Raw genomic sequence first — 24523 nt, 5'->3', positions numbered from 1 at the left:
CCGGAGCCGATTCATGGCTGACAACTTCGCCGCTGAAAAGCCGGCCGGCCCGCGCCGGCACCTGGGCGCTGTCCACGCGCTGCTGCTGACGCTGGGCATGGTGATCACCAGCGACATCCTCAAGACCGCGCCCACCGTGGCGCTCAACGTCGGCCAGGAGCACTTCTACCTGGTGTGGATTCTCGGCGGCCTGCTGTCGATGGTCGGCGCTCTGTGCTATGTGGAGATGGCCTCGGCCTTCGCCCATCCCGGTGGCGACTACCACTTCCTCGAACGCGCCTACGGCCAGCGGGTGGGCTTCCTGTTCGCCTGGTCGCGCTTCGCCATCCTGCACACCGGCTGGATCGCGCTGATGGCCTTCCTCTTCGCCGATCACTTCAGCGCCTTGCTCGGCCTCGGCCAGCTGGGCAACGTACTGCTCGCCGGCGGATTGGTCGCCGCGCTGGTGGCGCTGAATCTGATCGGCTGGCGGGTGAGCTTCGGCACCCAGGCCGGTCTGGTGGTGCTGGTGGCGGCGGGCTTCCTCGGCATCGTCGGCGCCGGTCTGTGGCTGGAATGGCGCGGCTTCGTTCCGTTACCCGTGGCGCCAGTGCAGCCGGAACAGATCGGCGTCGCCGGGTTCTCCGCTGCGCTGATCTACGTCTTCCTCGCCTTCGGCGGCTGGAGCGACGCGGCCACGCTGTCGGCGGAGCTGCGCGACAACCGCCGGGGCATCTTTACCGCCATGCTCGGCGCGCTGGCGGCGCTGCTGCTGATCTATCTCGCGCTGAACTGGGCGTTCATTCGTGGCCTCGGCTTCGACGGCCTCGCCGCCAGTGGCGCGCCGGCGCTGGAACTGCTCGGGCTGGCCTTCGGCGCGCCGGGCATCGGCCTGATCATGGCGGTGGTGGTGGTCTCTGCCGTTGCCAGCATCAACTCCACGCTGATCGTCGGCAGCCGCACCACCTACGCCGCCGCGCGGGACGTGCCTGCCCTCGGCGTGCTCGGGCGTTGGGACGTGCGCCACGGCGTGCCACGCGCCGCGCTGCTGGCCGAGGGCCTGGTGGCGCTGCTGCTGATCGCGGTCGGCGGCTGGAGCGGCCACGGCTTCAACACCATGGTGGAGTACATGACCCCCGTGTACTGGTTGTTCCTCAGCCTCAGCAGCCTGGCGCTGATCGTTCTGCGCCGCCGCTACCCGCAAGTGCCCCGGCCGATCCGTGTGCCGTTGTACCCGTGGCTGCCGCTGGGCTTCCTCGCGGTGTGCCTGTACATGCTGTATTCCAGCGTCGCCTATGTGGGCTGGGGAGCTTTGCTCGGTGTCGGTGTACTGGCACTCGGCGCGCTGCTGCAACTGCTGCTGCGGTCGCCCACGGCGCCATCTTCGAGCTGGCAGGAGGAGGGTGCTTGATGCGCAGGAAACTCCTGTGGCGCAATGGCGCCATCGTCGTGTTGCTGGCGGCGTTGATCGGCCTTTGGCTGAACGAGCCGGCAGCCAATGGCGCCAGCGGTGGCGAAGCCAGCGGCCGGCGCATGTTGCGCACGGAACTGTACCTGGAGGCGGTGGCGCTGTCGCAGTGGGAGGACATCCTCGCCCGCGAAGTGACGCCGCGCTTCCCCGATGGCCTCAGCTGGCTCGACCTGCACGGCCAGTGGCGCGGCCCCAGCGGCGAGCCGGAGAAGTTGCCGTCGCGGCTGCTGATCCTCATCCACGCCGACAACCCCTACACCCGCCAGGCCCTGGCGCAGATCGGCGCCGACTTCAAGCAGCGCTTCGGCACCGCGGTGCTGCAGGTCAGCAGCCCGGTGCGCGCCCGCGACCCGGACTGGACGCCGCAGCGCCTGGACAATCCTCAGCTGTCGCGCTGAAGCCCGGCCTCAATCAGGTCGAGCATGTAGCGCGGCAGGGCGAAGGCCGCCTGGTGCACCTCGGGGGTGTAGTAGCGGGTCACCAGGCCGCTTTTCGCAAAGCGCTGGCGCAGGGTTTCCAGATCGGTGCGGCGGACCTTCTCGCTGTTCGACGCCCAGCCGAAGGCCATGCTGCCGCCGATGTAGGTCGGCACCGCGGCATGGAAGAAACCCCAGTCGGCAAACGAATCCGCCAGCCGTCGTGCCGTGCCGCCCAGTTCCTCCGGCTGGAGGAAGGGCACACCATTCTGCGTGGCCAGGATGCCGCTGGCGCCGAGGCGCTGCTGGCAGTTGCGGTAGAAGGCATCGCTGAACAGGCTGGCCGCCGGACCACCGGGGTCGGTGGAGTCGCAAATGATCAGGTCGAAACTCTCGCGGCTCTGCGCCAGGTACTCCAGGCCGTCGGCGTAGACCAGCCGCAGGCGCGGATCGTCCAGCGCGCCGGCCGAGTGATTCGGCAACAGCTCGCGGCACAGTTCGACCACCTGCGGGTCGATTTCCACCGCGACAATTTCCTCGATGCCGGCATGCCGCACGATCTCCCGCAGGATGCCGCCATCACCGACGCCGATCACCAGCACACGGCGCACCGCGCCATGGGCGAGGATCGGCACATGGGCGAGCATCTCGTGGTAGACGAACTCGTCGGCCTCGGTGGTCTGCACCACGCCATCCAGCGTCAGCACGCGACCGAAGCGCCGGTTGCGGAACACCTGCACCTCCTGCTGGCCGGTGTTGCCCTGGTAGATCGGATCATCGACGCTCAGCGCCTGCGCGTAACCCTCGTACAGCGTTTCGCGGAATTCGCTCATCAGAAGGAAACCTGCGCCGGTTGCGACAGCCGCAGCACGGAGAGGTCGCCAGTGATGCGCTTCCACGCCAGGCGGATCGCCTCGATATCCTGGCCGCGCGCTGCGCTGTCCTCATGCAGGATCACGATCACCTTGGTGCTCAAGCGCTCCGGCGCCGGCGCGCCATGGTCACGCCACTGGCCGTAGGCGTCATAGGCGGTAAAGCCGTCCGGGAAGCGCGGCGTCACTTCCTGGTCGAGGAACTGCCGCCAGCGCTGCTCGCTGATCTTCTCCTTGCCGTTCTCCTGGCCCAGCGCGAAATACAACTCGGTGCGCAGCCACTGCGCCTGCGCCGGCCGCGTGGGGTCGCCCTGCAGGGTGGAAGTGGAAGGGTTGGTGGTATGGACGGAGGGAGCGGGCGGAGTGGCGCAGCCGAACAGCGCCAGGGCGAGACTGGCGGCGAGCAGGTGGCGGAGCATGGGACTTCCTTGCGATGGGATGACAGTTGGACCAAACCGCCACTATAGAAGCTCGCCTGTTATTTCCTTAAATATTAAAAACGCATTCTCATATGTCTGATTTTGCGTTTCTGTAATCGGTGTCGAAGCGCTCTAGAACGTGCATCACAGCCATTCGTAAAGTTTTTGCGAGTTGGTTAGATTCAATATTCACTACGGTTCTTTGCTAAGCACTGAATGGGATATCCATGTTGCCGAAAATCACTCCAGGGATTCTCTGGAATTCGTTTAAGCGTCGTTACTGAAGCTACTGCGAACAGCGCCGCCATCATTGAACCCGAATCGCGAGAAGACGCGACAGAAGCCGCCGCTCCCCCGCCATCTTGTCCCGTCGCCGCGCCTTCCTAGAATCGGCCCCATTCGCAGCACTTCATTCCAATCGATTCAGGGAGCTCCACCATGATGAACGCCATGCAGATGCCGATGAACACCAACACCATGATGCCGATGATGGGCATGCCGATGATGATGGCGACCATGGAATGCGAGATGCTCGACGACGGCATGCTGTGCCGCATGAAGCCGGCCATGGGCATGGAAATGGCCATGTTCCGCAACAGCGCCGAGATGATGGCGATGATGATGAACTGCGGCATGCCGATGATGATGCACTGCGGCAACTTGATGATGATGGGCATGTCCCAGCCCGCCATGGCCATGATGCCGATGATGGGCATGATGAACCCGATGATGCCGATGCCGATGATGGGCATGAACATGGGCATGCCCGCCATGAAGTGCATGATGGAGTGCTCAATGCAGGGCGACATGATGCTGTGCAAGATGATGCCCATGCAGGGCATGAGCATGGACATGCTGAAGAACTGCTGCCAGCTGATGAACAAGATGATGGACTGCGGCATGCCCATGATGATGAGCTGCAACGGCATGCCGATGATGTGTTGCACCTGCTGATCGCAGGGTACTGAATGAGAAAGGCCCGGCGGGGGAACCTGCCGGGCCTTTTGTATTCGGGTGCTAAAAAAGGGTGGCTTATCTTCTACATCCTGTTGCCATCGGCATGATCCTTACTTCTTCTCTGCGGCTAAACGGATGGCCTCCAATCTACGAAAATCCGGCTCTGAACGGCCATCTGTCACAACGCTTCCATCGGGATAAGTAAACGAACTGTAGAGTCCTTTTTTGTGCACTTTGGGTTGTTCAGAGTGCACAATAAATTTCGAATGAAGAATCGGCTCAAAATAAATTTCGCGAGCTTTAGGTGCTTTATACATCCAGTAGATATCACCCTCGCCAGCTAAGTATAATGTTTTCTTATGCCCTCCAATGAATGCTTCGCTGACCCAAGGGTAGTAGCTCTCCTTTATCGTTAAGTCACCATCAACCTTTATATTTGCGCCACCTCTGGGAGACGCATTGTCATCAAAGATCACCACGACCCCGCCGCCGGCACCGAAGACAACATTCTCCCCAAAGCGCTCAGGCTCCCGGTAGGTAACGCCAAAGGTCACATTGCTCAGCTGCCACTGACAGGCTCCGCCACCATCCCTGGGAACCTTGGCTTCATAGATATCGCTTTGGCCCTGTTGCACGGGTGGAATATCCATGTTCTGGTAGCCGTCGCGTTGGTAGGGATCACCGTAGGCGCCATGGTCGGTGAAGGTGCACAGGGTTGAGCGGTACATAACTTCTATGGTCTCCGCTTTCAGCTCCGGGGGGAGCTTGATCCTGACTGTGACCTGTTCACTGTTCGCGGGTGGAGCCAAGCTCTGATCGGTGGCGCAACCGGTCAGGCTGGTAAGCATGGCGAACAGAGCAACGGAGATGCGCTGTTGTATGCGGGCATGCTTGTGCTCAGCCATTTGACACAATCTCTACTTCGTTTCTGCGGCTATACGGATAGATTCCAGCCTGCGGAAATCAGGTTTTGCGCGGGAGGCCTGCTCTACGCTCCCATCGGGATAGTTGAAAATGACAAAGTTTCCTTTCTTTTTCTCTTTAGGGCCGGTCGAATAAACCATGAATTTTGAATGCAGGACTGGCTCATATGAAACTAGCCTGGCGTTTAGCGCTTGATACATTAGGTAATAATCGTACCCATCTCCTAGCAGGCTAATATCTTTCGTATACCCACCTATGAATTCCTCATCAATCCAAGGGTAATAGCCCTCCTTGATCGTTAAATCACCGTCGACTTTTATATTTGCTCCCCCACGGGGGGAGGCGTTGTCATCAAAAATCACAACAACTCCGCCACCGGTACCGTAGACAACATTCTCCCCAAAGCGCTCAGGCTCCCGGTAGGTAACGCCAAAGGTCACATTGCTCAGCTGCCACTGACAGGCTCCGCCGCCATTCCTGGGCACCTTAGCCTCATAGATATCGCTTTGGCCCTGTTGCACAGGTTGAATATCCATATTCTGGTAGCCGTCGCGCTGGTAGGGGGCACCGTAGGCGCTATGGTCGGTGAAGGTGCACAGGGTTGAGCGGTACATAACTTCTATGGTCTCCGCTTTCAGCTCCGCGGGGACCGTGATCCGGACAGTGACTTGCTCACTGTTCGCGGGTGGCGCCAAGCGTCGATCTGATACGCAACCAGCCAAGCTGCTTAGCATGGCCAGCATGGCCAGCAGGGCGACGGAGAGGCGCAGCGGTAGGCGGGTTCGTTTGTGTTCAGCCATGGGTCATCTCCACATAGAGGTTGTCTTCGGCCACAGCTTCGAAGCGCTCCAGGGCTTCTGGGCCACCTTCACTCTGTCGCGTACAGGCGAGAGTGGTACCAACCAAGTCCAGAAAGTTGAGAAAAAACAGCTAGGGTCCAACTCAACATAATGTTGTGAGGCGCATGAGTCCTACTTCTTTTCTGCGGCTAAACGGATGGCCTCCAACTTCTGAAATCTTGGCTCGTAATCTCCATTTTCTAAAATGCTTCCGTCGGGATAAGTGAACTTGGTAAAAGCGCCTTTTTTCTTAACTCTTGGTCCGGCCGAATACACTATATATTTTGAGTGTAATGCTGGCTCAAAGTAGACGAGTCGGGCCGTTGATGCCTTGTACATAAGGTGTATATTTCGAGATCCAGTTAGGTTTACGCTTTTTCTGTAACTTCCAATGAATTCTTCGTCTATCCAAGGGTAATAATTTTCTTTGATCGTTAAGTTGCCATCAACATGTATCGAAAGGCCAAAGCTTCGTGAGGGCCGTCTATCGTCAAACATCACCACAACCCCGCCGCCGGCACCGAAGACGACATTCTCCCCAAAGCGGTCAGGCTCCCGGTAGGTAACGCCAAAGGTTACATTGCTCAGTTTCCACTGACAGGCGCCGCCGCCATCCCTGGGCACCTTGGCCTCATAGATATCGCTTTGGCCCTGTTGCACAGGTTGAATATCCATGTTCTGGTAGCCATCGCGCTGGTAGGGATCGCCGTAGGCGCCATGGTCGGTGAATGTGCACAGGGTCGAGCGGTACATGACCTCCACGGTTTCTGCTTTCAGTTCCGGGGGGACCTTGATCCGGACGGTGACCTGCTCGCTGTTCGCCGGCGGAGCCAGGCTCTGATCGGTGGCGCAACCGGTCAGGCTGGTGAGCATGGCGAACAGAGCGACGGAGATGCGCTGCGGTATGCGGATTTGCTTGTGCTCAGCCATGAGTCATTTCCACATAGAGGTTGTCTTCGGCCACTGCTTCGAATCGCTCCAAGGCATCTCGGCCACCCTCACTCTGTTGAGTGCAGGCCAATGTTGCGCCAACTAGCCCCTGCAAGCTGAGGAATAGGCGATCACGGACCAATTCGTCATCGGGCATATTTCCCTCATGCTCGACCATCTGTACTTCCAACTGACGGCGCTGTTCCTGACGCTCTTGCATGCGTGAGGGATTGATGGACTCCACTAGCTGGCCATAGATGTATGGCTGGTATTTCCCCATGAAGTGGTTGCGTATCCCCAGTAAGTTGCCGCGCTTGGCATTGCGCCCTTTGGGGAAATAGCGATCTCGGGCTTCAGGTGTGAGGGAGGCGGTGTAGCGCTGTTGTGCGACGCGAGCCTGCTCGTTATCTGTTTCGCTCAAGCTCGGTACCAGGAATAGCTTGGCCTTCACCCGCAAAGTGCGACTGATGGTGGTGTGATAAGGCGCCCCCAATCCTTCGCGACTCTTGTAGAAGGGGTTATTGGAGCCCCGCACCTGCATGTGTTGGTTCGTTTGGTAGAAGGCAGCGATTTCGCCATGGTGGCAGAACGGATCTTGTCCCTTGATTACAGGGTCGGCTAGCAGCTGACCTACTGACCAGACAGTACCCAGGGTAGTACCCAGAGGTCCGTAAAGTTTGTACAGCACGTTGTCCAGATCGGCTTCGGGCGGTACTTCTGGAATCAGGTCGGTGTCGTTGACGTGACGGAAATGCCGCACGCCCTCCAGGCAGGCCACTGCTTGCAGGGTAAAGGTGCGTGGCATGCCGTAGGTGTACAGCAGCGGACTCCAATCCTTTAAAGAGGCTGCATGGATCAGGCCTAGTGCGCCCCCTAGGCTATGGCCGCAAATAAATAGTTCTCGGTCACGAGATGCGACTCCAACTCTGCCTCCCAGAACCGTTGAAAAATTCCTTCGGGCGACCTCATAAGCGTCGCGGAACCCCAGATGTACACTCCCTCTTGGGGTCAGGTCGGCACAGGGAACCTTTGGTTCACAGTTGGCCTGCACCTCCGGTTTGACCGGGCGGAAGGTGACGTCCGTGGCCAGATCAGGGAAGGGGAAATTCATTTCAGTGCCACGCCACCCCACCAGAACTTGCGAAGTATTTATCGCATAGAAGAGCTGGGTGTCTCCTTCTGGCGGCTTGGCTTTCTTGGTGTCCAGCATTACGGCCTCGGTATAGCGCTCGCTGAAAGGCACATCAGTCACGACGCAAGGTGGGTTCGTATACCCATCTCTGACTCGAGGCGTACGCGACAAATCCAGGCATTGCTTCAAGAAGAAATCTTCCACGGACCCATATTGCTCTTCGTCATGGGTGCTATACGCCAACACACTCATCAGGCCCAGGTTGTAGGCCGTGACCAGGCTGTAGTCACGCTGGTGGTGCAGTACCAGCGACCAGGCACGAAACGGGCAGACTTCCAGCACGTGGCGACGATCCAGTTTCTTATAGGGCTGGCGATACCCCACGTCGCTTCCCAGGGTGTAGCCACTGAAGTTCTCGTCGGGGAAGTGGTAGGCCGGCAGGGGCTCACCTTCTGGCAAAGGCGGATCGAGCCGGGGAAGCCTGTCGCAGAGTTGGCCGACGCGGACGTGGTGATACTCGTGCCCCGCCGCGATTGCCTGTGCTTCGACGGGGGAATAACCCTGGCGCTGCGGGCTGTGCAGGGGCGTGGGATCACCGATGATGGGCCGCTTGGGTTCCGCTCGCTTGGCCCGCAAGCGGCGGGTTTGTAGCACTTCGGCCAGTGGGTCGGCGTCAATGAACAGAGTGATGGGAATTGGGTGCAGCCCTTCGATGCGGATCACGCCCTCAGCGTCAGCCTGCCCACGATACTCCGGCACCACTCCTGCTCGCGTGGCGTCGTTCTGTGCTCGATAGGGAAGGTGTGGCAGGGCTTTGCCGTGCTCGTCCACCAGTTGAACTTCGACCCAGTGCTGTATTTGCGGACCACACAAGACGTCCTTGTTTGGGCATAAGGTGTCCGTACGGTGAGTTCTGTCGTTTCTGTCCATCGCCACATCCTTTTGCTGATTGCCATCGCAACGGTGCTACAAGCTAAAAACGGTCGAGCACCGACCGAAGGACGATGGGAGCAGCCTGCTCAGCGGATGTCTGTCGGACTTGTCTGGGAATTCGAGGTGACTTGGCGTCGGACTGGAGGGGCTGTCTTTCCCAGCAAAGAAAAGCTCGCGCAGGTGCATGGCTGACGCCGGAATAGGCTGCGCGTATCGATCTTCAGCACTTGGTGGGGAGCGAGGGTGGACGGCGATGCTTCAGTCCAACCGCTCCGCATAGGTAGTGACCAGATACGCCACCGCCTCGCTGTCCGCCGGGTTGCGGTAGCTGTGCGGCTGGTCGGCGTAGAACAGGATGGAGTCGCCGGTGCCGAGGAGGAAGCGTTCTTCGTTGACGCTGATTTCCAGCACGCCCTGGGCGACCACCAGGTTTTCCTGGGTGCCCGGCGCATGGCCGGTGGAGTGTTCGGTGGCCAGACCCTTGAGGCGCAGTTCGTAGAATTCCACCTGGCGCGAGACGTCGAAGGGGAACAGTGCGCGGCTGACGAAGGCGCCGTCGCCGCTGACCAGGCGCTTGCTGTCGCGCGCGGGCAGTACGGCTACGCCTTCGAAGGCGCGGTCGTCGAGGAAGGCGGCGACCGAGACCTTCAGGCCCTGGGCGATCTTGCACAGCACCTTGATCGACGGGACGCTGCGCCCGGATTCGATCTGCGCGAGCATGGTACGGCTCACGCCGCAGAGCCGGGCGAGGCCGTCGAGGGAGAGGTTGCGCTTGGCGCGCAGGCGCAGCAGGTTGCTGGCGACGCGCTCGCCAATGGGGTCTTCGGGCGTGTCGGGCGCGGGATCAAACGCCACGGCGGGCAGCTCCGTGGCGAGCGGCAGGCCCATGGATCAGGCCTCGCGGCGGCCGCTGTCGCGGCTCTGCTGGACGATCTGCAAGGCGTCGTAGCCGGCACGCTGTGCGTACAGCATCCACATCAGCTCGGCCTGGCGGCGTGCCTGACGGCGCGTGCGGTGGCGGGCGAGGTCGATGATGTTGTCGGTGCGGTCCATGGCGGCTCCAGAAGGCTTTGGGACAAGCCATTAGTGGTGAGTTGGAGCTAGCCTAGCTGCGATCCTGTTAGAACCAGAAATACTGAATTAGCATTTGTTAATTACTTATTCGGCTATAAGCGGGCGCGCCGGAAAATCCGCCTGCACGGCCACGGACACGGCATCCGGCCGCCAGAATTCCTGGTCGAATTCCACCAGCAGGCCGTCCTCGGCGTAGTTCAGCCGTTCCAGCACCAGGTTGCTGGCGCCGGAGGCGAGTTGCAGCAGCTCGGCGTGATCGTCATTCACCGTGCCCAGGCGCAGGTTCAGCGTGCAGCGCGTCTGCAGCTTGCCGAAGCGCTCGCGCAGCACGGTGGTCAGCGAGCGGTCCAGGCGTGCGTCGAGCAGGTCGGGGCACCAGCTGGCGAGCAGGGTGTTGATTTCCACCAGCACCGGGCGGCCGTCGATCAGCCGGCGGCGGTGCAGGCGGAAGACGGGCTCGTCCGGCGAGGGCAGGTTCATCCGCGCGGCCAGCCAGGCGCCGGCGCGGCGGCGTTCGGCGCTCAGGCATTCGGTGAGCGGCTCGCGGCCCTGCAGGCGCACGTAGTCCATGAAGCTGACCAGACGCGTCGGGTCGTAGTCGATGCGCGGCGGGCTGAGGTACCAGCCACGGCGGTTCTCGCGGTAGATCAGGCCCTCGGTTTCCAGTTGCTGCAGGGCCTGGCGCAAGGTCACGCGGGTGCACTCGAAGCGCTCGGCGAGGTCGCGCTCGGGTGGCAGCTTCTGCCCGGCGAGGAAGCGCCCCTGGGCGATGTCCGCGGCCAACTGGTCGCGGATGCGCGCGTAGTGCGGCGGGATGGCCTGGTAGAGCATGGCGGCTCTCAGGAGTTGCCGGCCAGTGCCGGAGCGCTGGGCGGTTCGTCATGCAGTTCGCGCTGCCAGGCCAGCAGGCCGTAGATCGCCAGTACCACGAAGCCGGCGTAGAGCCCGGCGGTGAGGTACAGCGCCTTGTAGAGGAAAACCCCGGTGTAGAGCACGTCGAGGATGATCCACAGCCACCAGCTGGCGACGTATTTGCGCGCCGCCCAGAAGCTCGCCACCAGGCTGAAGGCGGTCAGCGCGGCGTCCATCCAGGGCAGGGCGGCGTCGGTGTGGGTGTGCATCGCCCAGCCCAGGGCGAAGGCGCCCACCGCACCGGCCAGGCAACTGCTGATGGCGGTGGAGAGGGGCAGGCGTTCGACGCGCACCTTGCCGTGGTCGCTGCCGCCCTTGCTCCACTGCCACCAGCCGTAGAACTGCAGGACCACGAAGACCAGTTGCAGGAGCATGTCGGAGTAGAGCTTCACGCTGAAGAAGATCCACGCATAGAGCAGCACCGCCACCACGTTCACCGGCCAGCACCAGCGGATGCGCCTTGCGGTGAGCCAGACGCCGAGCACGTTGACGATCACCGCGATGATTTCCAGAGCAGACATTCGCGCTTACCTCAGAAGTTGACGCTCGCCGTCAGGCGAGCCGTGCGCGGCGCACCCTGGAACAGGTAGCCGTCGCCGAAATATTCACCGACATCGCGCCAGTAGCGCTTGTCGAACAGGTTGTCGACGCTCAGCCGCAGCACGGTCGGGTAGTCGCCGATGCGGGTGCTGAAGCGTGCGCCGGCGTCATACAGGGTGTAGCCGCCGACTTCCACTGCGCCATCGCGGTCAGCATATTTGGCGCCGCTGTAGCGTGCCGCGCCGAGCAGCGAAAGCCCCGGTACTTCGGCCAGCGCGTAGTCCGCCTGCAGGCTCGCGCGCAGGCGCGGGACGTTGATCGCCTGGTGGCCTTCGTAGTCGTCGGTGCCACTGTTCACCACCCGCGAACGGATCGCCGCGAGGCTACCGCTCAATTGCAGCGCGGAGGTTACCCGGCCACTGGCGGACAACTCCAGCCCGCTGTTCTTCTGCTGGCCCTGCTGCACGTAGGTGAAGCTGCCGTCGCCGTTGGGCCGGGCGAACTGGTAGGCCTGGTGGATCTGGAACAGCGCGGCGCTCCAGTCGAAGCCGGGCAGCTCCTGCTTGATGCCGAACTCGACCTGGCGCGAGGAGGTGGGCGCCAGGGTGTCGCCGGCGTTGCTGGCGAACCAGGGCGCTTCGCCGCCCAGGGACAGGCCCTTGCTGTAGCTGCCGTAGATCGAGATGTCCGCGCGCGGCTTGAAGATCACCGCGCCGTTGGGCAGGAACTCCGCGCGGCGGGTATGCCGGGTGGTGTCGCCGTCGCTGTCGAAGGTGCGTTCGTCCAGGCGCACCTGGCGCCCGCCCAGCACGACCTGCCACTGCTCATTGAAGGAGATGCGGTCGCTGGCGAACAGGCCGTACTGGCGGCTGTCGAGGTGGCGGTAGCTGTGGCCGGGCTCGCCGTCGAAGGGCTCCACGGCGCCGATGCCGGTGTAGATGTTGCCGCTGCCGACCCACTCGTTGAGCTCTGGGCGGCTGTCCAGCACGCGGCGGAAGGCCGAGCTGCCGACGGTCAGCTCGTGGCGCAACCAGCCGGTGGCGAACTGGCCGTGCAGGGCGGCTTCCAGCTCGTCGTTGCGGCGGGTGTCGTCAGGGCTGCGGAAGTCGTAGAGGTCGTAGTCGCCCTCGGGGCTGAAGTAGTTGGGCACAGCGGAATCGGCGCAGCTGGCGGCGCCGTAGCAACCCCAGGGGAAGGCGCTGTAGTCGTCGATCACCACGCGGCTGCGCGAGGCGCTGAGGGTGCCGGTCCAGGCGTCGTCGAAGCGGTACTCGAAGCGCGTGTTGAGGTTCAGCGATTCGATCCGCACCGGATCGGCCCAGCTCTGGTAGCCGATGCGGTCGTGAGGATCAATGCCGTGGGGCAGCTCGCTGCCGCCAAGCAACTGGTAGCCGGGTGCCGAGGGCTGGCGACGGTTCTGGTATTCGGCGTCGAATTGCCAGAGGGCGTTGGGCGAGAGGTTCCAGTCCAGTGCCAGGGAGGCGAAGTCGCGCTGGCCGTCGGTGTGGTCGATGTAGGAGCGCAGGTCGTCGTGGGCCAGGTTGACCCGCACGCCGACGGTCTGCTCGCTATCCAGCCAGGCGCCGACGTCGGTGGCGACGTAGCGGCCGCCTTCATCGTCGCTGCCCAGCGTCACCGAGCGCACGTCCTGCGGGCGCTTGGTGACGTAGTTGATCAGCCCGCCGGGCTCGGATACGCCGCTCTGCAGGCCGGACAAGCCCTTGAGCACCTCGACCTGCTCCTTGTTCTCCAGCGCCACGTTCTGCTCGCCGGTGATGGTGCGGCCGTTGATCTTGTAGCTGCTGGCGGCGTTGAGCGAGTAGCCGCGGATTTCGAAGTTCTCGTAGTAGCCCACCGGTGCGTAGGCCTCGCCGGTAGAGGCATCGTTCTTCAGCACGTCGCTGAGCAGGCGCGCCTGCTGGTCCTTGAGCAGCGCCTGGTTGAACACCGAGATGGAGGCGGGCGTGTCGAGCAACGGTGCCTCGCCGAAGCCGCCGACCGAGGTGCGGCCGCTGGCGTAGCTCTCGGTGTCGTGGCCGATCACCGTCACGGTATCCAGGGTCGCGGTGTCTTCGGCGTGGCCGGGGCCGCTGGCCAGCAGCACGGCCAGGGTCAGCAGGCTGAGGGGAAATCGCGTGTGCGCGGGGCGCGGCAGGTACTGCATGGAACGCTCCTGAAAATCGCCGGGGCGTGCGCCGGGAATGCACGGGGCCGAGCCCCTCCCGCGCGAAACGGATGGCCTTGGATGTGAAACGTGAGTGCCCGCTAACGGGCGGTCAGGCCGGAGCTGCTCCGGTGGTCAATGGCAGCGAGGGCTCGGCGGCCCACTCCTGCAGCGAGCCGTCGTAGATCGCGACCCGGGTTTCCCCGGCCAGCGTCAGGGCCAGCGCCAGGGCGGCGGCGGAGATACCGCCGCCGCAGTACAGCAGCAGTGGCGCTTCGGCCTGTCGCAGCCCGGCAAGTGCCTCGCTCAGGGCCGCGCCGCGCCGGTAGCAGCCGTCGTCGTCGAACAGGCTGCGCGCGGGCAGGTTGGCGCTGCCGGGAATGTGCCCGCGGCGGGCGTAACGGGTGACGGCACTGCCGTCGAAGAGGGCGGCGGAGAGGGCGCAGACCAGCGTGCCTTCAGCGTCACCCGCCACGACTTTTTCAACACCCTGGCGGTCGATCCAGAAGCCGTCCCGGTACTTCGCCGGGACCGACAGCGTCCCGTTTCCCGCCTCGGAAGACTCGCCTTGTGCCAGCGGATAACCGGCGGCGATCCAGGCGCGCAGGCCACCATCCAGCACGGCTGCATCGATGCCCAGGCTGCGCAACATCCACCACAGGCGCGCCGCCCAGAAGCCGTCGCTGCGGTCGTAGATGACGATCCTTGAGTTGTCGTGGATGCCCAGTTTCTGCAAGACATCCAGCGCTGCATGTGCCTGCGGCAGGGCGAAGCTGAAAGACGCCTGCGGATCGGCCAGTTCGGTCAGCAGGTCCGCATGGCGTGCGCCGCGAATATGCCCGGCGAGCCAGTCGGCGTAGCCGCTCTTGACCCGATAGTCGCCATCGAATGCGGCGGTGGCCAGCTCCACGCTGGCATCCAGCAGGCACAGGCGCGGGTCGTCCAGTGCGGCGGCCAGCCAGTGTGCTGTGATCAGTGGTTCGCTCATCTCAATTCGCCTTCGCAGCCAGTAGGCGAATGTGCTTGAGCAGACGCTGGCCTTCGGCGTCGAGGAACCAGCGGGTGTGGCCGATCAGGTAGTTGTCGTAGGCCAGCGCAGCGCTCTCGGCCGAGCCGAGGATGCCGTGGAAGTAGATGACCTCGGACAGCGCGAAATCCGCGTGCACCAGTGGCAGCAGCGCGGCCAGGGCGAGCAGGTCGTCGCGACCCAGCGGGCGCACGCTGGTGTAGCCCTGCAGCAGGGCGTCCAGTGCATCGAGGTCGGCGACGGCGGCGCGGCCCTGGTCCAGCTCCAGCCAGGGCACCAGGTTGCGCTCGATGGCGGTGGCCAGGTCGAACAGCGCGAAGCTGCGGTCGCTCAGGCCGAAGTCCAGCACCGAGACCACCTGCGCCTGCGGGCCTTCCTCGCTCCATAGCAGGTTGGAGGCGTGCCAGTCGTTGTGCGTCCACAGCGTCGGCTGGCGTTGCAGATAGGGCAGCAGTGCGCGTTGCAGCGGCAGGTGCAGTTCGCTGAGCGTTTCCTTCCAGGGGCGCGCTTGCAGGTACTCGGCGAGGGCGGGTGCCTGGGCGAAGGTCGCTTCGATGGCGGCCAGCGGGTCCGGCGCGCCGAACAGCTTGAGGTTGCTCAGCAGCACGCCGGCAGTGCGCGAGGGCGCGGCGAAACCTTCGGCGGCGCGGTGCAGTTTCGCCAGCGCGGCGCCAGCCGCGAAGGCATGGGTGTTGTGCTGGAACGGCGTCCACGACAGCGCGTCGCGGTACAGGTCCAGCCCCTCGGCCTTCCGGTGGACTTCATAGGTCCAGCCGTCGTGCTCGATGGCGCTGCGGCCGTGCCGGTCGCGCAGCACCTGCGCCACTGGTGCAGCGCGTTGGGCCAGGTGATCGAGGAAGGCGTGCTCTTCCTTCAACCAGTCAGCCGTGCGCACGCTGGGATGGTGACGCTTGACGAACAGCGGGCCACTGGCGGTTTCCACCAGCGCGGCAGCGGAGAAAGGCCGTGGGCTGTGCCAGGTCAGGCGGGCTTCTGCGCCTGCCTGCGGGAATTCTTGCAGCAGCGCGGCGACCTCCGCTTCGGTCAGCGCCGGCCAGTCGGCTTCCACCGGCTCCAGGCCCATACCGTGGCTCAGGCGTTTGCTCATGCAGGGGTCTCCACTTGCCAGGCATTGCTGGTGGCGCCGCGCCAGACCTCCGGGTCGCGCAGCACACCGTATTCATGCAGCCACTGGGCGTAGGGCTGCAGCAGTGCTTCGCGCTGTTCGCCCCAGCGGCCCTGATGCAGCCAGCTGGGCGCGATGCGCCGCAGGGATTCTGCCAGCATCTGCTGGGGAAAGTAGGGAATGGTGCGTTCGTAGACCGGCAACGCGGCTTCCGGCTCGGCTGCCGCGGCGAGGAATCCCCGCGCGGTGACAGCGAGGAAACGCCGGGCGATCTCACCGTTGGCATCGAGCCAGTCTTCGCGCGCGCCCAGCAGATAGCTGTGGTAGGGCGGGGCGCCGATCTCGTCCACCGGCAGTACCACGCGGCGCTCATCGGCGATGGGGCTGGGCAGCAGCGCTTCCCAGGCCCAGTAGCCGCCGAAGCTGGCATCGGCGACGCCGGCGGCCAGGTCTTCCGGGCGCAATTCGCGAAAACCTGCGTCCACCAGTTCCACGGTATCGGGATCGCCGCCGTCCTGGCTCACCAGGTGGCGCACCATGGCCAGGCCGCGCGGCGTCGGGTTGAGCGCCAGGCGCTTGCCCTGCAGGTCGCGGGGGCGGCGGATGCCGCTGTCGGTGAGGGTCTGGATCGATTCCAGGCCGCGGTGATTGATCGCCGCCACGCCGAGCAGTGGCTGGCCGAGTTCACGGCGCACCAGCAGGCGATTGCTGGGGAACACGCCGAACGCGGCGGCGCCGCGCAGCAGGTGGTCGAGGGTGTCGCCGTGGTAGGGGTCGTGCACCACCAGTTCCACGTCCAGCCCCGCCTCGCGGTACCAGCCGCGTTCGCGGGCGAGGTAGAAGCCGGCCGAATTGGGCCAGGGGTGGAAGTATTCGAGCATGACCCTCAGGGCGAACATGAAGCCTTTCTCCAAAACGGCCAGCGGCCGATGACTGCGATGGGGCGTATTCCAAGGCAGAACAATTGGTATATACCAATATGAATTTCACAGGTTTTTATAACCTTAACGAATAATAACTCCTCGGCAGCGGGCGGCGGGCAGATAGCTCGCTGCCAGGTGTCGTCGTTGCGATGGATCGCTCTGGCGCGGGCGTGCGCGAGTTATGACCTCATGCGATTAAGGTATTTCTAGCCGCAGGTGCGCATGGCTAGAGTGGCGACCTCTTCCAACAGCACCGGCGCTCACATGACTGACACCCGCCAGCAACTCACCCGGCAGATCATCGACGCCGGCCGCTTCCTCTACGAGCGCGGCTGGTCGCCGGCCACCAGCAGCAACTATTCCACGCGCCTGGCGGCAGACCGCGCGCTGCTCACGGTTTCGGGCAAGCACAAGGGCCAGCTCGGCGAGGACGACGTGCTGGAAACCGATCTCGCCGGCAACAGCCTCGAGCCGGGCAAGAAGCCCTCGGCGGAAACCCTGCTGCACACCCAGCTCTACGCCTGGCGCGCGGAGATCGGTGCGGTGCTGCACACCCATTCGGTCAACGCCACGGTGCTCTCGCGCCTGACCGTGGGCTACCGCCTGGAGCTGCAAGACTACGAACTGCAGAAGGCCTTCAGCGGTGTCACCACCCATGAAGGCCGTGTCACCGTGCCGATCTTCGACAATGACCAGGACATCGCCCGCCTGGCCGCCAGGGTGCAGCCCTGGCTGGATGCGCACCCGGATTGCCCCGGTTACCTGATTCGCGGCCATGGCCTGTACACCTGGGGCGCACGGATGAGCGATGCGTTGCGCCAGGTCGAGGCGTTCGAGTTTCTCTTCGAATGCGAACTGAAGCTGCTGAGCCTGCGCGGCGGTCGAGGCTAGGACGACTCGACCTCGGCGGGGTGGAAGCCCACCACGCGATTGCGCCCGCCATTCTTTGCCTGGTACAGCGCGCTGTCGGCAGATTGCAGCAGCTCGGCCCAGTTGGCCGGGCTGAAGCGCGAGGTGCTGGCGACGCCGATGCTCAGGGTGACTACGCCCAGCGGGCCATGCTCGTGCGGTACGGCGAGGCCCTGCAGGCTGGCGCGGATGTGTTCGGCCAGTTCCAGCGCGTCGGCTTCTTCGCTGTCGCCCAGCAATATGACGAATTCCTCGCCGCCGAAACGCGCCGCGCAATCGGCCGGGCGTCGGGTCCATTCGGCGATCACCTGGGCCACGGTCCTGAGCGCCGCATCGCCGGCGGGGTGACCGTAGTGGTCGTTGTAGGCCTTGAACTTGTCGATATCCATGAGCATCACCGACAGTGCCGCACCGCTGCGCTGGTACCGCGACCACTCGTGGCCGGCGCGCAGGTCGAAGGCGCGGCGGTTGTTCAGCCCGGTCAGCGGGTCGGTGCTGGCCGCCATCTGCAACTCGGCTTCCTTGCGGTCGCGCTGGCGCATCTGGCGCAGGGCGATCAGTGCCAGGCCGATCACCGTGCCATCCAGGGCCAGGCCGAGCAGGCCGATCAGGCCGCCGCGCCAGTACCAGTCTGCATAGATCTCGGCTGCCGGCAGGGCCACGCTGAACACCAGCGGGTAGCCTTCCACGGGGCGGAAGTCATGCCAGCGTTTGACGCCGTCGCTGCCGCGGTCGAAGAAGGTTTCCTCGCCGGTAGCGAGATGGTGTTGCAGCGCTCCGGCCAGGTTGCTGGTGGGCGGCGAGTCCGGCCAACGCGCCAGCAGCGTGCCGTCGCGCAGGTGCAGGCTGACGCTGCCGCCTTCGCCCAGGTTGAGGCCGCTGAACAGGTCGTGGAAGTAGTTCAGCTCCAGGTTGGCGCCGACGACCCCGGCGAAGCTGCCATCGGCGCGCTCCAGCCGTCGGCTCAGGGCGATGCTGCTGCGCGCATTGCTGGAGTAGGGAATGTAGGGATGGCTGATCAGCAGCGCATTGCCCCTGGCCTCGCGCTGCGCTCGGAAGTACTCGCGGCCGGAGAGATCCAGGCGCGGGGGGATTTCCTTGCCGAAGCTGAAGGTCGCCACGCCATCGGCATTGGTAATGAATACCGAGCCCATGCCGCGGGTCGGTGCGGTGTAGTCCTTGAGCAGCGAGTCGCGCACCGTGCTCGACAGCGCCCGCACCTCGGGCTCGGCGTGGGCGTGCACCACGGCTTCCAGGGTCATGTCGTAGAGGTCGAGGTTGCGCTGGATATCGCGCTGCACCAGCAGGGCGATGTTGTGGCCATTGGCGCTGGCGACTTCCAGCGCGTCCTGGCGCATTTCCAGGATGGCCCAGAGCGACAGGGCGCTGATGGCGGCAGTCAGGCCCAGGCTGCTGGCCAGGATGGTGCTGGAGCGGTGGATCGGCATGCCGGTGTCCATACGAAGCTGCAAGTGAGGCGGCCGCGCGGTTGCGGCGCGTGCCTCAAGGCATATAGCAGCTAACGGCCAGGTTGTCCGGGCTCCAGCGCAGGCGTGGAGGTTTTTCCGGGCAAAAAAAATGCTGCCTGGATCAGGCAGCATTCATAGGTCACGCACCATTGGTGACTGGCTTCAGTCTGCCGGCGCGAGATTAAGCTTTGATGAAGGCGCGATCCTCAGTAGGTCGCCCGCACGGTCAGCATGAAGTTGCGCGGGTCGCCGTAGACGTTGCCGTAGGTCGAGGTGCCGACGGTCTGGTAGTACTTCTTGTCGAACAGGTTGTTGCCGTTGAGTGCGACGTTCCAGTGTTCGTCCAGCTGGTAGTCGACCAGGGCATTCCACACCGCGTAGCCACTTTGCTGGTAGTCGAATGGCACATCGGCCTGCGTCACCTTGCCGTTGCTGTCGTAGGTGGAGGCAGTGCCGCTGACCTTGGTCGCGCTCTGGATATCGACGCCGCCGCCGACGCGGAACTTCGACCAGTCGCCCGGCAGGCGGTAGGTGGTGAACAGCTTGGCCAGGTGCTTGGGCGTGATGGTGCTCAGCTCACCGCCGACGGTGCGGTTCTTGTTGAGGTTGAGGGTGTAGCTGGCCATGACCATCCAGTCCGGCAGCAGCTCGCCGGAGATTTCCATGTCGATGCCTTTGCTGGTCACCTCGCCACCGTTGACGTAGCAGCAGTTGCCGCCGAACAGCACGGAGGTGGCCTCGTACTGCGGGTCGAGCACGGCCTGGTCTTCGCGCTTGGTGTAGTAGAGCGCCACGCTGGTGTTCAGCTTGCCGTCGAACAGCTCGCCCTTCAGGCCGGTTTCGTAGGTCTTGCCGGTCATGGGGTCGAGGGTGCTGCCGCTGCCCAGCGGGCCGGCCATGAGGTTCTGCTGCGGTTTGAAGATTTCCGCGTAGCTGGCGTAGGCGGCCCACTCGTCGCTGAGGTCGTAAACGATGCCGCCGAACGGTGTGGTCCGGGTCGGTTCGCGCATGTCGACGCGCGACTGCACGCCCCAGGTGCCATTGGCCTGGGTCTGGTAGGTCTGGTCGAACTTGTAGCGTTGCACCCGCGCGCCGAGGATCAGGTGCAGCGGCTCGGCCAGCTGCAGGCGCAGGCTGGAGTAGAGGCCGTACTGGGTCTGGCTGTTGGGGCTGTAGTTGCGGGTAACGTCCGGGCGCTCGCCAGGGTCGTTCCAGGGCGTGGAGTTCGGGTCGAACACGTTTACCGCGCCACCGGCCGTGCTGAAGCGCGGCGTGCCCTGCCAGCGGCTGTCGATGTCCTGGTAGTCGCCGCCGACGGTGAGCTGGTGATTCAGGCCGAACAGGCTGAAGTTGCCCGAGACGTTGGCGTCCCAGAGGTCCTGCTCGCTCCACTGGGTAATCCAGGTGCCGTAGCGGGTGACGCCGGCGCCGGTGACCGGGTTCACCGAGCCCAGGGTGGTGGCGTTGTTGGTCTCGATGGTGTCGTAGATGTTGGTGTAGCTGAGGTTGAGCTTCCAGTCGTCGTTCAGGCGCTGGTCGAGCTTGGCGAAGTATTCGCGGGAAAAGCCGTCGGCGTAGGCCCAGGTGGTGGACAGCCCGGTATGGCGCGGCAGGCCCAGGTCGACGCCGTTGCTGTAGCGCGGCACGGCATTGGCGGTGCCAGTCTCGTGGACCTTGTTGAAGCGCAGGCCGGCGGTGAGCATGGTGTCATCGGTGACGTCGGCTTCCAGCACGCCGTAGAAGATCGGCTTGTCGGTGGCGCGGTTGTCGGTGAAGTACTGGCGGTCCTGGTAGGCCACTACCGCGCGCCCGCGCAGCTTGCCGTCGAAGCCCAGCGGGCCGGTGACGTCGAACTCGCTGCGGTAGTTGTCCCAGGTGCCGGCGGAGGCGCTGAACTTGAGCTGGTAGGTATCCAGCGGGCGCTTGCGCACCAAGTTGATGATGCCGCCGGGGTCGCCGGTGCCACCGAACAGCGCGGAGCTGCCGCGCAGCACTTCGACATGGTCGAACTCGGCCATGTCGTAGACGTTGGAGGAGTAGAACGAGCCGGCGGTGGTGCCCAGCGCCATGGGCGCGGCGCCGTCGAGCTGGATGTTCTGGATGGCGAAGCCGCGCGAGTAGAAGTCCTGGATGCGGAAAGTATTACTCTGCACGGTGATGCCCGGCACGGCCTTCATGGCGTCGTTGAGGTCGGCGATCTGGCGGTCATCCATCAACTGGCGGGTGAGCACCGAGACCGACTGCGGGGTTTCTTTCAGCGAGGTCGGTGTCTTCGAGCCGACGCTGGTCAGGCCCGGCGTGTAGCTGCCGCTGTTCTCGGTGGCCTGGCCCATGCCCTGGCCCATGATGGTGGTTTCGCTCATTTCCAGCGCGGCGTCGTCCTGCGGGATGAGCACCAGCTGGTAGCGCTTGCCGTTGCCCTGCGCCGTGCTGCGTTGGGCACTGAGGCCGCTGCCCATCAGCATCAGGTCCAGCGCTTCCTCGGCGCTGTAGTTGCCGCGCACGGCCTGGCTCTGGCGGTCGCGGGTCAGCTCGGCGTCGGCGGCCAGCAGCAGGCCGGTCTGTGCGGCCAGCTCGGTGAGCTGGCGGGCCAGCGGGCCGGCGGGGATGTCGAAGCTCTGCCGCTGGGCTTGCTCGGCGCCCGCGACGGCGGAGACCGAGAGCGGGCCGACGGCGGCCAGGCTCAGGGCAATGGCGAGAAACAGAGGATGTTTTTTGCTCGGGAAGTGCTGGTCTTGGCGTGACATTCCGGTTCCTTGGCGTCCGGTTATTAGGGGTGTTTCCTAGTAATCCGAAACAGAACGGAAAATCGGAACCATTCTCGAAAACTTTTTCTGGGTGCGAGTTGCCTGGGCTGGTGGGCCGCAGGGCGGTTCGCGAGCAAGCTCGCTCCTACAGGTGGGGTCGCGCTCTTCGTGGGAGCGAGCTTGCTCGCGAACCGAGGTGCCTGCTCGGCTAGCTGCGCGGTACCACCGTCAGCCACCAGTCGAATCGCCGCTGCACGCGCACCGGCAGTGCCTCTTCCAGCTGCGCCAGGGCCTGGTCGGTGTCGGCCAGCGGGAAGCTGCCCATGACGCGCAGGCGAGCTACGCTCGGGTCGACGCCGAGGTGGCCGCGCCGGTAGCCGCCCAGCTCGGCGATGAACTCGTCCAGCGGCATGTCTTCGGCCAGCAGCAGGCCACGGCTCCACGCTTCGCGGCGGGCTTCTGCGCGCGTCAGCGCACCGGCCGTAGTGGCATCGAAGATGACGCCCTGGCCCGCCTGCAGGGTGAGGCTGGCGCCGCTGTCCTGCAGGCTGGTGCGCACCGCGCCCTGGTAGACGTTGAGCTGGGTGCGTGGGCCGAGCTCGCGCACACTGAAACGGGTGCCCAGCGGTTGCAGCAGGCCGGCGCGGGTACGCACCTGGAAGGGGCGGCTGTCGCCGTGCCCGGTCTCGATCAGTACTTCTCCGGCGTACAGCAGCAGCTCGCGGCGGGTCTCGTCGAACTGCACGTCCAGCGCGCTGCCGCTGTTGAGCCAGAGTTGCGTGCCATCGCTGAGCCGTTCGCTGCGGCGCTCGCCGACCGCCGTGCGGTACTCCGCGCGCCAGGCGTGCAGGCTGTCGATGGGATTGGCCCGCCAACCCAGCCAGCCGAACAGGCCGGCACCTGCCAGCACGCTGAACTGGCTGAGCAGCCGGCGGCGCGTCTGCTTGCCGTTACGCAGGGTGGTCAGCGTCCGGTGCGCGGCGGGGCCTTGCTGCTGGATACCGGCGAAGCGCTGGCTGATCCGTTCGATGTAGCTCCAGGCCAGGCGTTGCGCCTCGCCCTGGTCCAGCCAGCGGCGCCATTGGGCGTGAAGCTCGGCGTCGTTGGGCGCCTCCTGCAGGCGCGCGAACCAGTCGGCGGCAGATTCCAGCGTGGCGTGGTCGAGGCCGGATTTCGCGCTCACTGCAGCACTCCGTCCAGCTCCGCTTCGAGCAGGGCGCAGTGGAGCATGGCCTGGGCGATGTACTTGGTCACCGTGCGCACGGATACACCCAGCTCCTCGGCGATCTCCCGGTAGCCCAGGCCGTGCAGTTGCGACAGGCTGAAGGCGGCGGCCACCCTGGGCGGCAGGCGCTCCAGCAGGTCCTGCAGCTGGCCGAGGGTTTCCAGGATGATCGCCTGGTGCTCCTGGGACGGCCAATGGCTTTCCGGCACCTGCGCCAGGGCTTCGAGCCAGGCTTTCTCCAACTGCTTGCGGCGCCAGAAGTCGACGCACAGGTGCAGCGAGATGCGGCTCAGGTAGGCACGGGCGTGCACGTCGCTGTCGAATTCGCGCGGCTGGGCCAGCAGGCGCACGAAGACGTCCTGGGCCAGCTCGGCGGCGTCGCTGGCGCTGCCCAGGCGGCGATTGATCCATTGCTGGATCCAGCCGTGGTTCTCGCGATAGAGGCTGGCTACTTGGGCACGATGGGCGCAGGCGATGGGTCGGGTCATGGGAGGCCAGGCGAGGAGAGTTGTGCAAATGCGAATTATTATCAAAATAACCGAATGCCCGGCCTCAGGGCAATCCTCGGGGCATTCTTCAGGGTAAAAGCGCTGCGCAGGGCCTCTCCTCAGGGCGCCAGGAAGGGCTGCATCTGCGCGCCGAACCAGTCCAGGAAAACCGCCAGCCGACGTGAGCGCTGGCGGCGGTTGGGGTAGAGCATCGACACCGGCATGGGCGCGGGGCGATGCTCGGGCAGGACTTCCACCAGCGCGCCGGCATCGAGCAGGTGCTGCACGTCGAACAGCGGCACCTGGATCAGCCCGAGCCCGGCGCAACAGCTGGCGATGTAACTCTCGACGTTGTTGACGATCACCCGGCTGGGCAGCTCGATGCTGTGTTCGCTGCCCTCGGCCACATACTCCCAGGGCAGCGCCTGGCCACCGGTGGACGGGCTGTAGCCGATGCACTGGTGGTTCTTGTGCAAGTCGTCCGGTTGGCGTGGCACGCCGTGCTCGGCGAGGTAGGCGGGGCTCGCGCAGTTGACCAGCAGCACCTGCCCCAGCGGTTTCACCACCAGGCTGCTGCTGGCCAGCCGGCCGAAGCGGATGACGCAATCGACGCCCTCGCTCACCGGGTCGATGAGCCGGTCGGTGGAGCCCAGCCCCAGTTGCAGGCGCGGATACTGGCGGAGAAATTCCGCCAGTGCGGGAATCAGCAGGCGCCGGGCGATGCGGCTCGGTACGTCGACGTCCAGGCGCCCGCTGATCTGCTGCGGGTGCGTCTGGAACAGTTGGTCGACTTCGTCGTACTCCTGCAGCAACTGGCGGGCCCGCTCCAGCAATTGCAGGCCGTCCGCCGTCAGGCTGACCTTGCGTGTGGTGCGGTGCAGCAGGCGCGTGCCGACCGCTGCCTCGAGTTGCTGGACGGCGGCGGACACCGAGGCGCGCGGCAGCTTGAGTACCCGCGAGGCCTGGATGAAGCTGCCCAGCTCGGCGACCTGGACGAAGATGCGGTACTGCTCGATGCGCTCCATGGCACCTCGGGGGAATCCGGGC

At 64.4% G+C, this 24523-nt stretch carries 23 protein-coding genes; 4 read left to right on the top strand and 19 right to left on the bottom strand.

From position 1 onward, the window contains the following. The first annotated feature begins 13 nt into the window (after window positions 1–13). Window positions 14–1390 carry an APC family permease gene (locus N5C91_RS17170; protein ID WP_279830793.1) on the top strand — a complete coding sequence of 459 codons (1377 nt, stop codon included), beginning with the start codon at window positions 14–16 and terminating at the stop codon, window positions 1388–1390. After that, window positions 1390–1848 carry a DUF3574 domain-containing protein gene (locus N5C91_RS17165; RefSeq protein ID WP_279830792.1) on the top strand — a complete coding sequence of 153 codons (459 nt, stop codon included), beginning with the start codon at window positions 1390–1392 and terminating at the stop codon, window positions 1846–1848. The genes N5C91_RS17170 and N5C91_RS17165 overlap by 1 nt, the downstream gene beginning before the upstream one ends. On the opposite strand, the gene speE is transcribed toward N5C91_RS17165, so the two are convergent. Beyond that, window positions 1833–2699, bottom strand: a complete 867-nt coding sequence (gene speE / locus N5C91_RS17160) for a polyamine aminopropyltransferase (RefSeq protein ID WP_236202269.1) — start codon at window positions 2697–2699, stop codon at window positions 1833–1835. The genes N5C91_RS17165 and speE overlap by 16 nt on opposite strands. Then, window positions 2699–3157, bottom strand: a complete 459-nt coding sequence (locus N5C91_RS17155; protein WP_045214279.1) for a DUF3574 domain-containing protein — start codon at window positions 3155–3157, stop codon at window positions 2699–2701. The genes speE and N5C91_RS17155 overlap by 1 nt, the downstream gene beginning before the upstream one ends. Before the next feature lie 438 nt (window positions 3158–3595). On the opposite strand from N5C91_RS17155, the gene N5C91_RS17150 reads away from it, so the two are divergent. Beyond that, window positions 3596–4111 carry a hypothetical protein gene (locus N5C91_RS17150; protein WP_279830787.1) on the top strand — a complete coding sequence of 172 codons (516 nt, stop codon included), beginning with the start codon at window positions 3596–3598 and terminating at the stop codon, window positions 4109–4111. Window positions 4112–4224: 113 nt separating this feature from the next. Here the strand turns inward: N5C91_RS17150 and N5C91_RS17145 are convergent, their stop codons facing one another. The 12 genes from N5C91_RS17145 to N5C91_RS17090 all read right to left on the bottom strand — a co-directional run bounded on the left by N5C91_RS17145 (window position 4225) and on the right by N5C91_RS17090 (window position 16614). Then, complete coding sequence (locus tag N5C91_RS17145) at window positions 4225–5019, bottom strand: hypothetical protein (RefSeq protein WP_279830785.1); 795 nt, start codon at window positions 5017–5019, stop codon at window positions 4225–4227. 12 nt (window positions 5020–5031) lie between these two features. After that, window positions 5032–5838, bottom strand: a complete 807-nt coding sequence (locus N5C91_RS17140) for a hypothetical protein (RefSeq protein ID WP_279830784.1) — start codon at window positions 5836–5838, stop codon at window positions 5032–5034. A gap of 171 nt (window positions 5839–6009) precedes the next feature. Further along, window positions 6010–6807, bottom strand: a complete 798-nt coding sequence (locus N5C91_RS17135; protein ID WP_279830782.1) for a hypothetical protein — start codon at window positions 6805–6807, stop codon at window positions 6010–6012. Beyond that, complete coding sequence (locus N5C91_RS17130) at window positions 6800–8869, bottom strand: lipase family protein (RefSeq protein WP_279830779.1); 2070 nt, start codon at window positions 8867–8869, stop codon at window positions 6800–6802. The genes N5C91_RS17135 and N5C91_RS17130 overlap by 8 nt, the downstream gene beginning before the upstream one ends. 261 nt (window positions 8870–9130) lie before the next feature. Next, window positions 9131–9760, bottom strand: coding sequence for an XRE family transcriptional regulator (locus N5C91_RS17125; protein ID WP_279830777.1), 630 nt, complete (start codon window positions 9758–9760; stop codon window positions 9131–9133). Between the two features lie 3 nt (window positions 9761–9763). After that, the gene (locus N5C91_RS17120) at window positions 9764–9925 is read right to left on the bottom strand and encodes a hypothetical protein (protein WP_089285704.1); all 162 of its coding nucleotides are present in this window, start codon (window positions 9923–9925) and stop codon (window positions 9764–9766) included. Window positions 9926–10030: 105 nt separating this feature from the next. Further along, window positions 10031–10777, bottom strand: a complete 747-nt coding sequence (locus N5C91_RS17115; protein WP_279830773.1) for a UTRA domain-containing protein — start codon at window positions 10775–10777, stop codon at window positions 10031–10033. An 8-nt stretch (window positions 10778–10785) separates the two neighbouring features. Further along, entirely contained in the window at window positions 10786–11379 is a 594-nt protein-coding gene (gene pnuC, locus N5C91_RS17110; protein ID WP_279830772.1) for a nicotinamide riboside transporter PnuC, read from the bottom strand. 11 nt (window positions 11380–11390) lie between these two features. Further along, on the bottom strand, window positions 11391–13562 hold the full coding sequence (locus tag N5C91_RS17105) for a TonB-dependent siderophore receptor (RefSeq protein WP_279830770.1): 2172 nt from the start codon (window positions 13560–13562) through the stop codon (window positions 11391–11393). Between the two features lie 112 nt (window positions 13563–13674). Next, window positions 13675–14550, bottom strand: coding sequence for a rhodanese-like domain-containing protein (locus tag N5C91_RS17100; protein ID WP_279830768.1), 876 nt, complete (start codon window positions 14548–14550; stop codon window positions 13675–13677). A gap of 1 nt (window position 14551) precedes the next feature. Beyond that, window positions 14552–15697, bottom strand: a complete 1146-nt coding sequence (locus N5C91_RS17095) for a phosphotransferase (protein ID WP_279830767.1) — start codon at window positions 15695–15697, stop codon at window positions 14552–14554. After that, window positions 15694–16614, bottom strand: coding sequence for an ABC transporter substrate-binding protein (locus N5C91_RS17090; RefSeq protein ID WP_279830765.1), 921 nt, complete (start codon window positions 16612–16614; stop codon window positions 15694–15696). The genes N5C91_RS17095 and N5C91_RS17090 overlap by 4 nt, the downstream gene beginning before the upstream one ends. A 288-nt stretch (window positions 16615–16902) precedes the next feature. Here N5C91_RS17090 and N5C91_RS17085 point away from each other — a divergent pair, with 288 nt between their 5' ends. Then, on the top strand, window positions 16903–17529 hold the full coding sequence (locus N5C91_RS17085) for a methylthioribulose 1-phosphate dehydratase (protein ID WP_279830763.1): 627 nt from the start codon (window positions 16903–16905) through the stop codon (window positions 17527–17529). On the opposite strand, the gene N5C91_RS17080 is transcribed toward N5C91_RS17085, so the two are convergent. From N5C91_RS17080 to N5C91_RS17060, 5 genes are all read right to left on the bottom strand, one after another. Further along, a complete protein-coding gene (locus tag N5C91_RS17080; RefSeq protein ID WP_279830761.1) occupies window positions 17526–18995 on the bottom strand; it encodes a diguanylate cyclase in 1470 nt (489 codons plus the stop codon). The two genes, N5C91_RS17085 and N5C91_RS17080, sit on opposite strands and share 4 nt — an antisense overlap. 227 nt (window positions 18996–19222) lie before the next feature. Further along, window positions 19223–21763, bottom strand: a complete 2541-nt coding sequence (locus N5C91_RS17075; protein ID WP_279830759.1) for a TonB-dependent siderophore receptor — start codon at window positions 21761–21763, stop codon at window positions 19223–19225. 208 nt (window positions 21764–21971) lie between these two features. Further along, window positions 21972–22946, bottom strand: a complete 975-nt coding sequence (locus tag N5C91_RS17070; RefSeq protein WP_279830758.1) for a FecR domain-containing protein — start codon at window positions 22944–22946, stop codon at window positions 21972–21974. Beyond that, window positions 22943–23476, bottom strand: coding sequence for a sigma-70 family RNA polymerase sigma factor (locus N5C91_RS17065; protein WP_279830757.1), 534 nt, complete (start codon window positions 23474–23476; stop codon window positions 22943–22945). Before N5C91_RS17065 ends, N5C91_RS17070 begins: the two co-directional genes overlap by 4 nt. Before the next feature lie 119 nt (window positions 23477–23595). Then, entirely contained in the window at window positions 23596–24501 is a 906-nt protein-coding gene (locus N5C91_RS17060; RefSeq protein WP_236201856.1) for a LysR family transcriptional regulator, read from the bottom strand. Between the last annotated feature and the right edge of the window lie 22 nt (window positions 24502–24523).

The sequence above is a fragment of the Pseudomonas sp. GD03903 genome (assembly GCF_029840045.1).
GTDB lineage: Bacteria > Pseudomonadota > Gammaproteobacteria > Pseudomonadales > Pseudomonadaceae > Pseudomonas > Pseudomonas pseudonitroreducens.
This window is presented reverse-complemented; position numbering and strand designations above follow the sequence as displayed.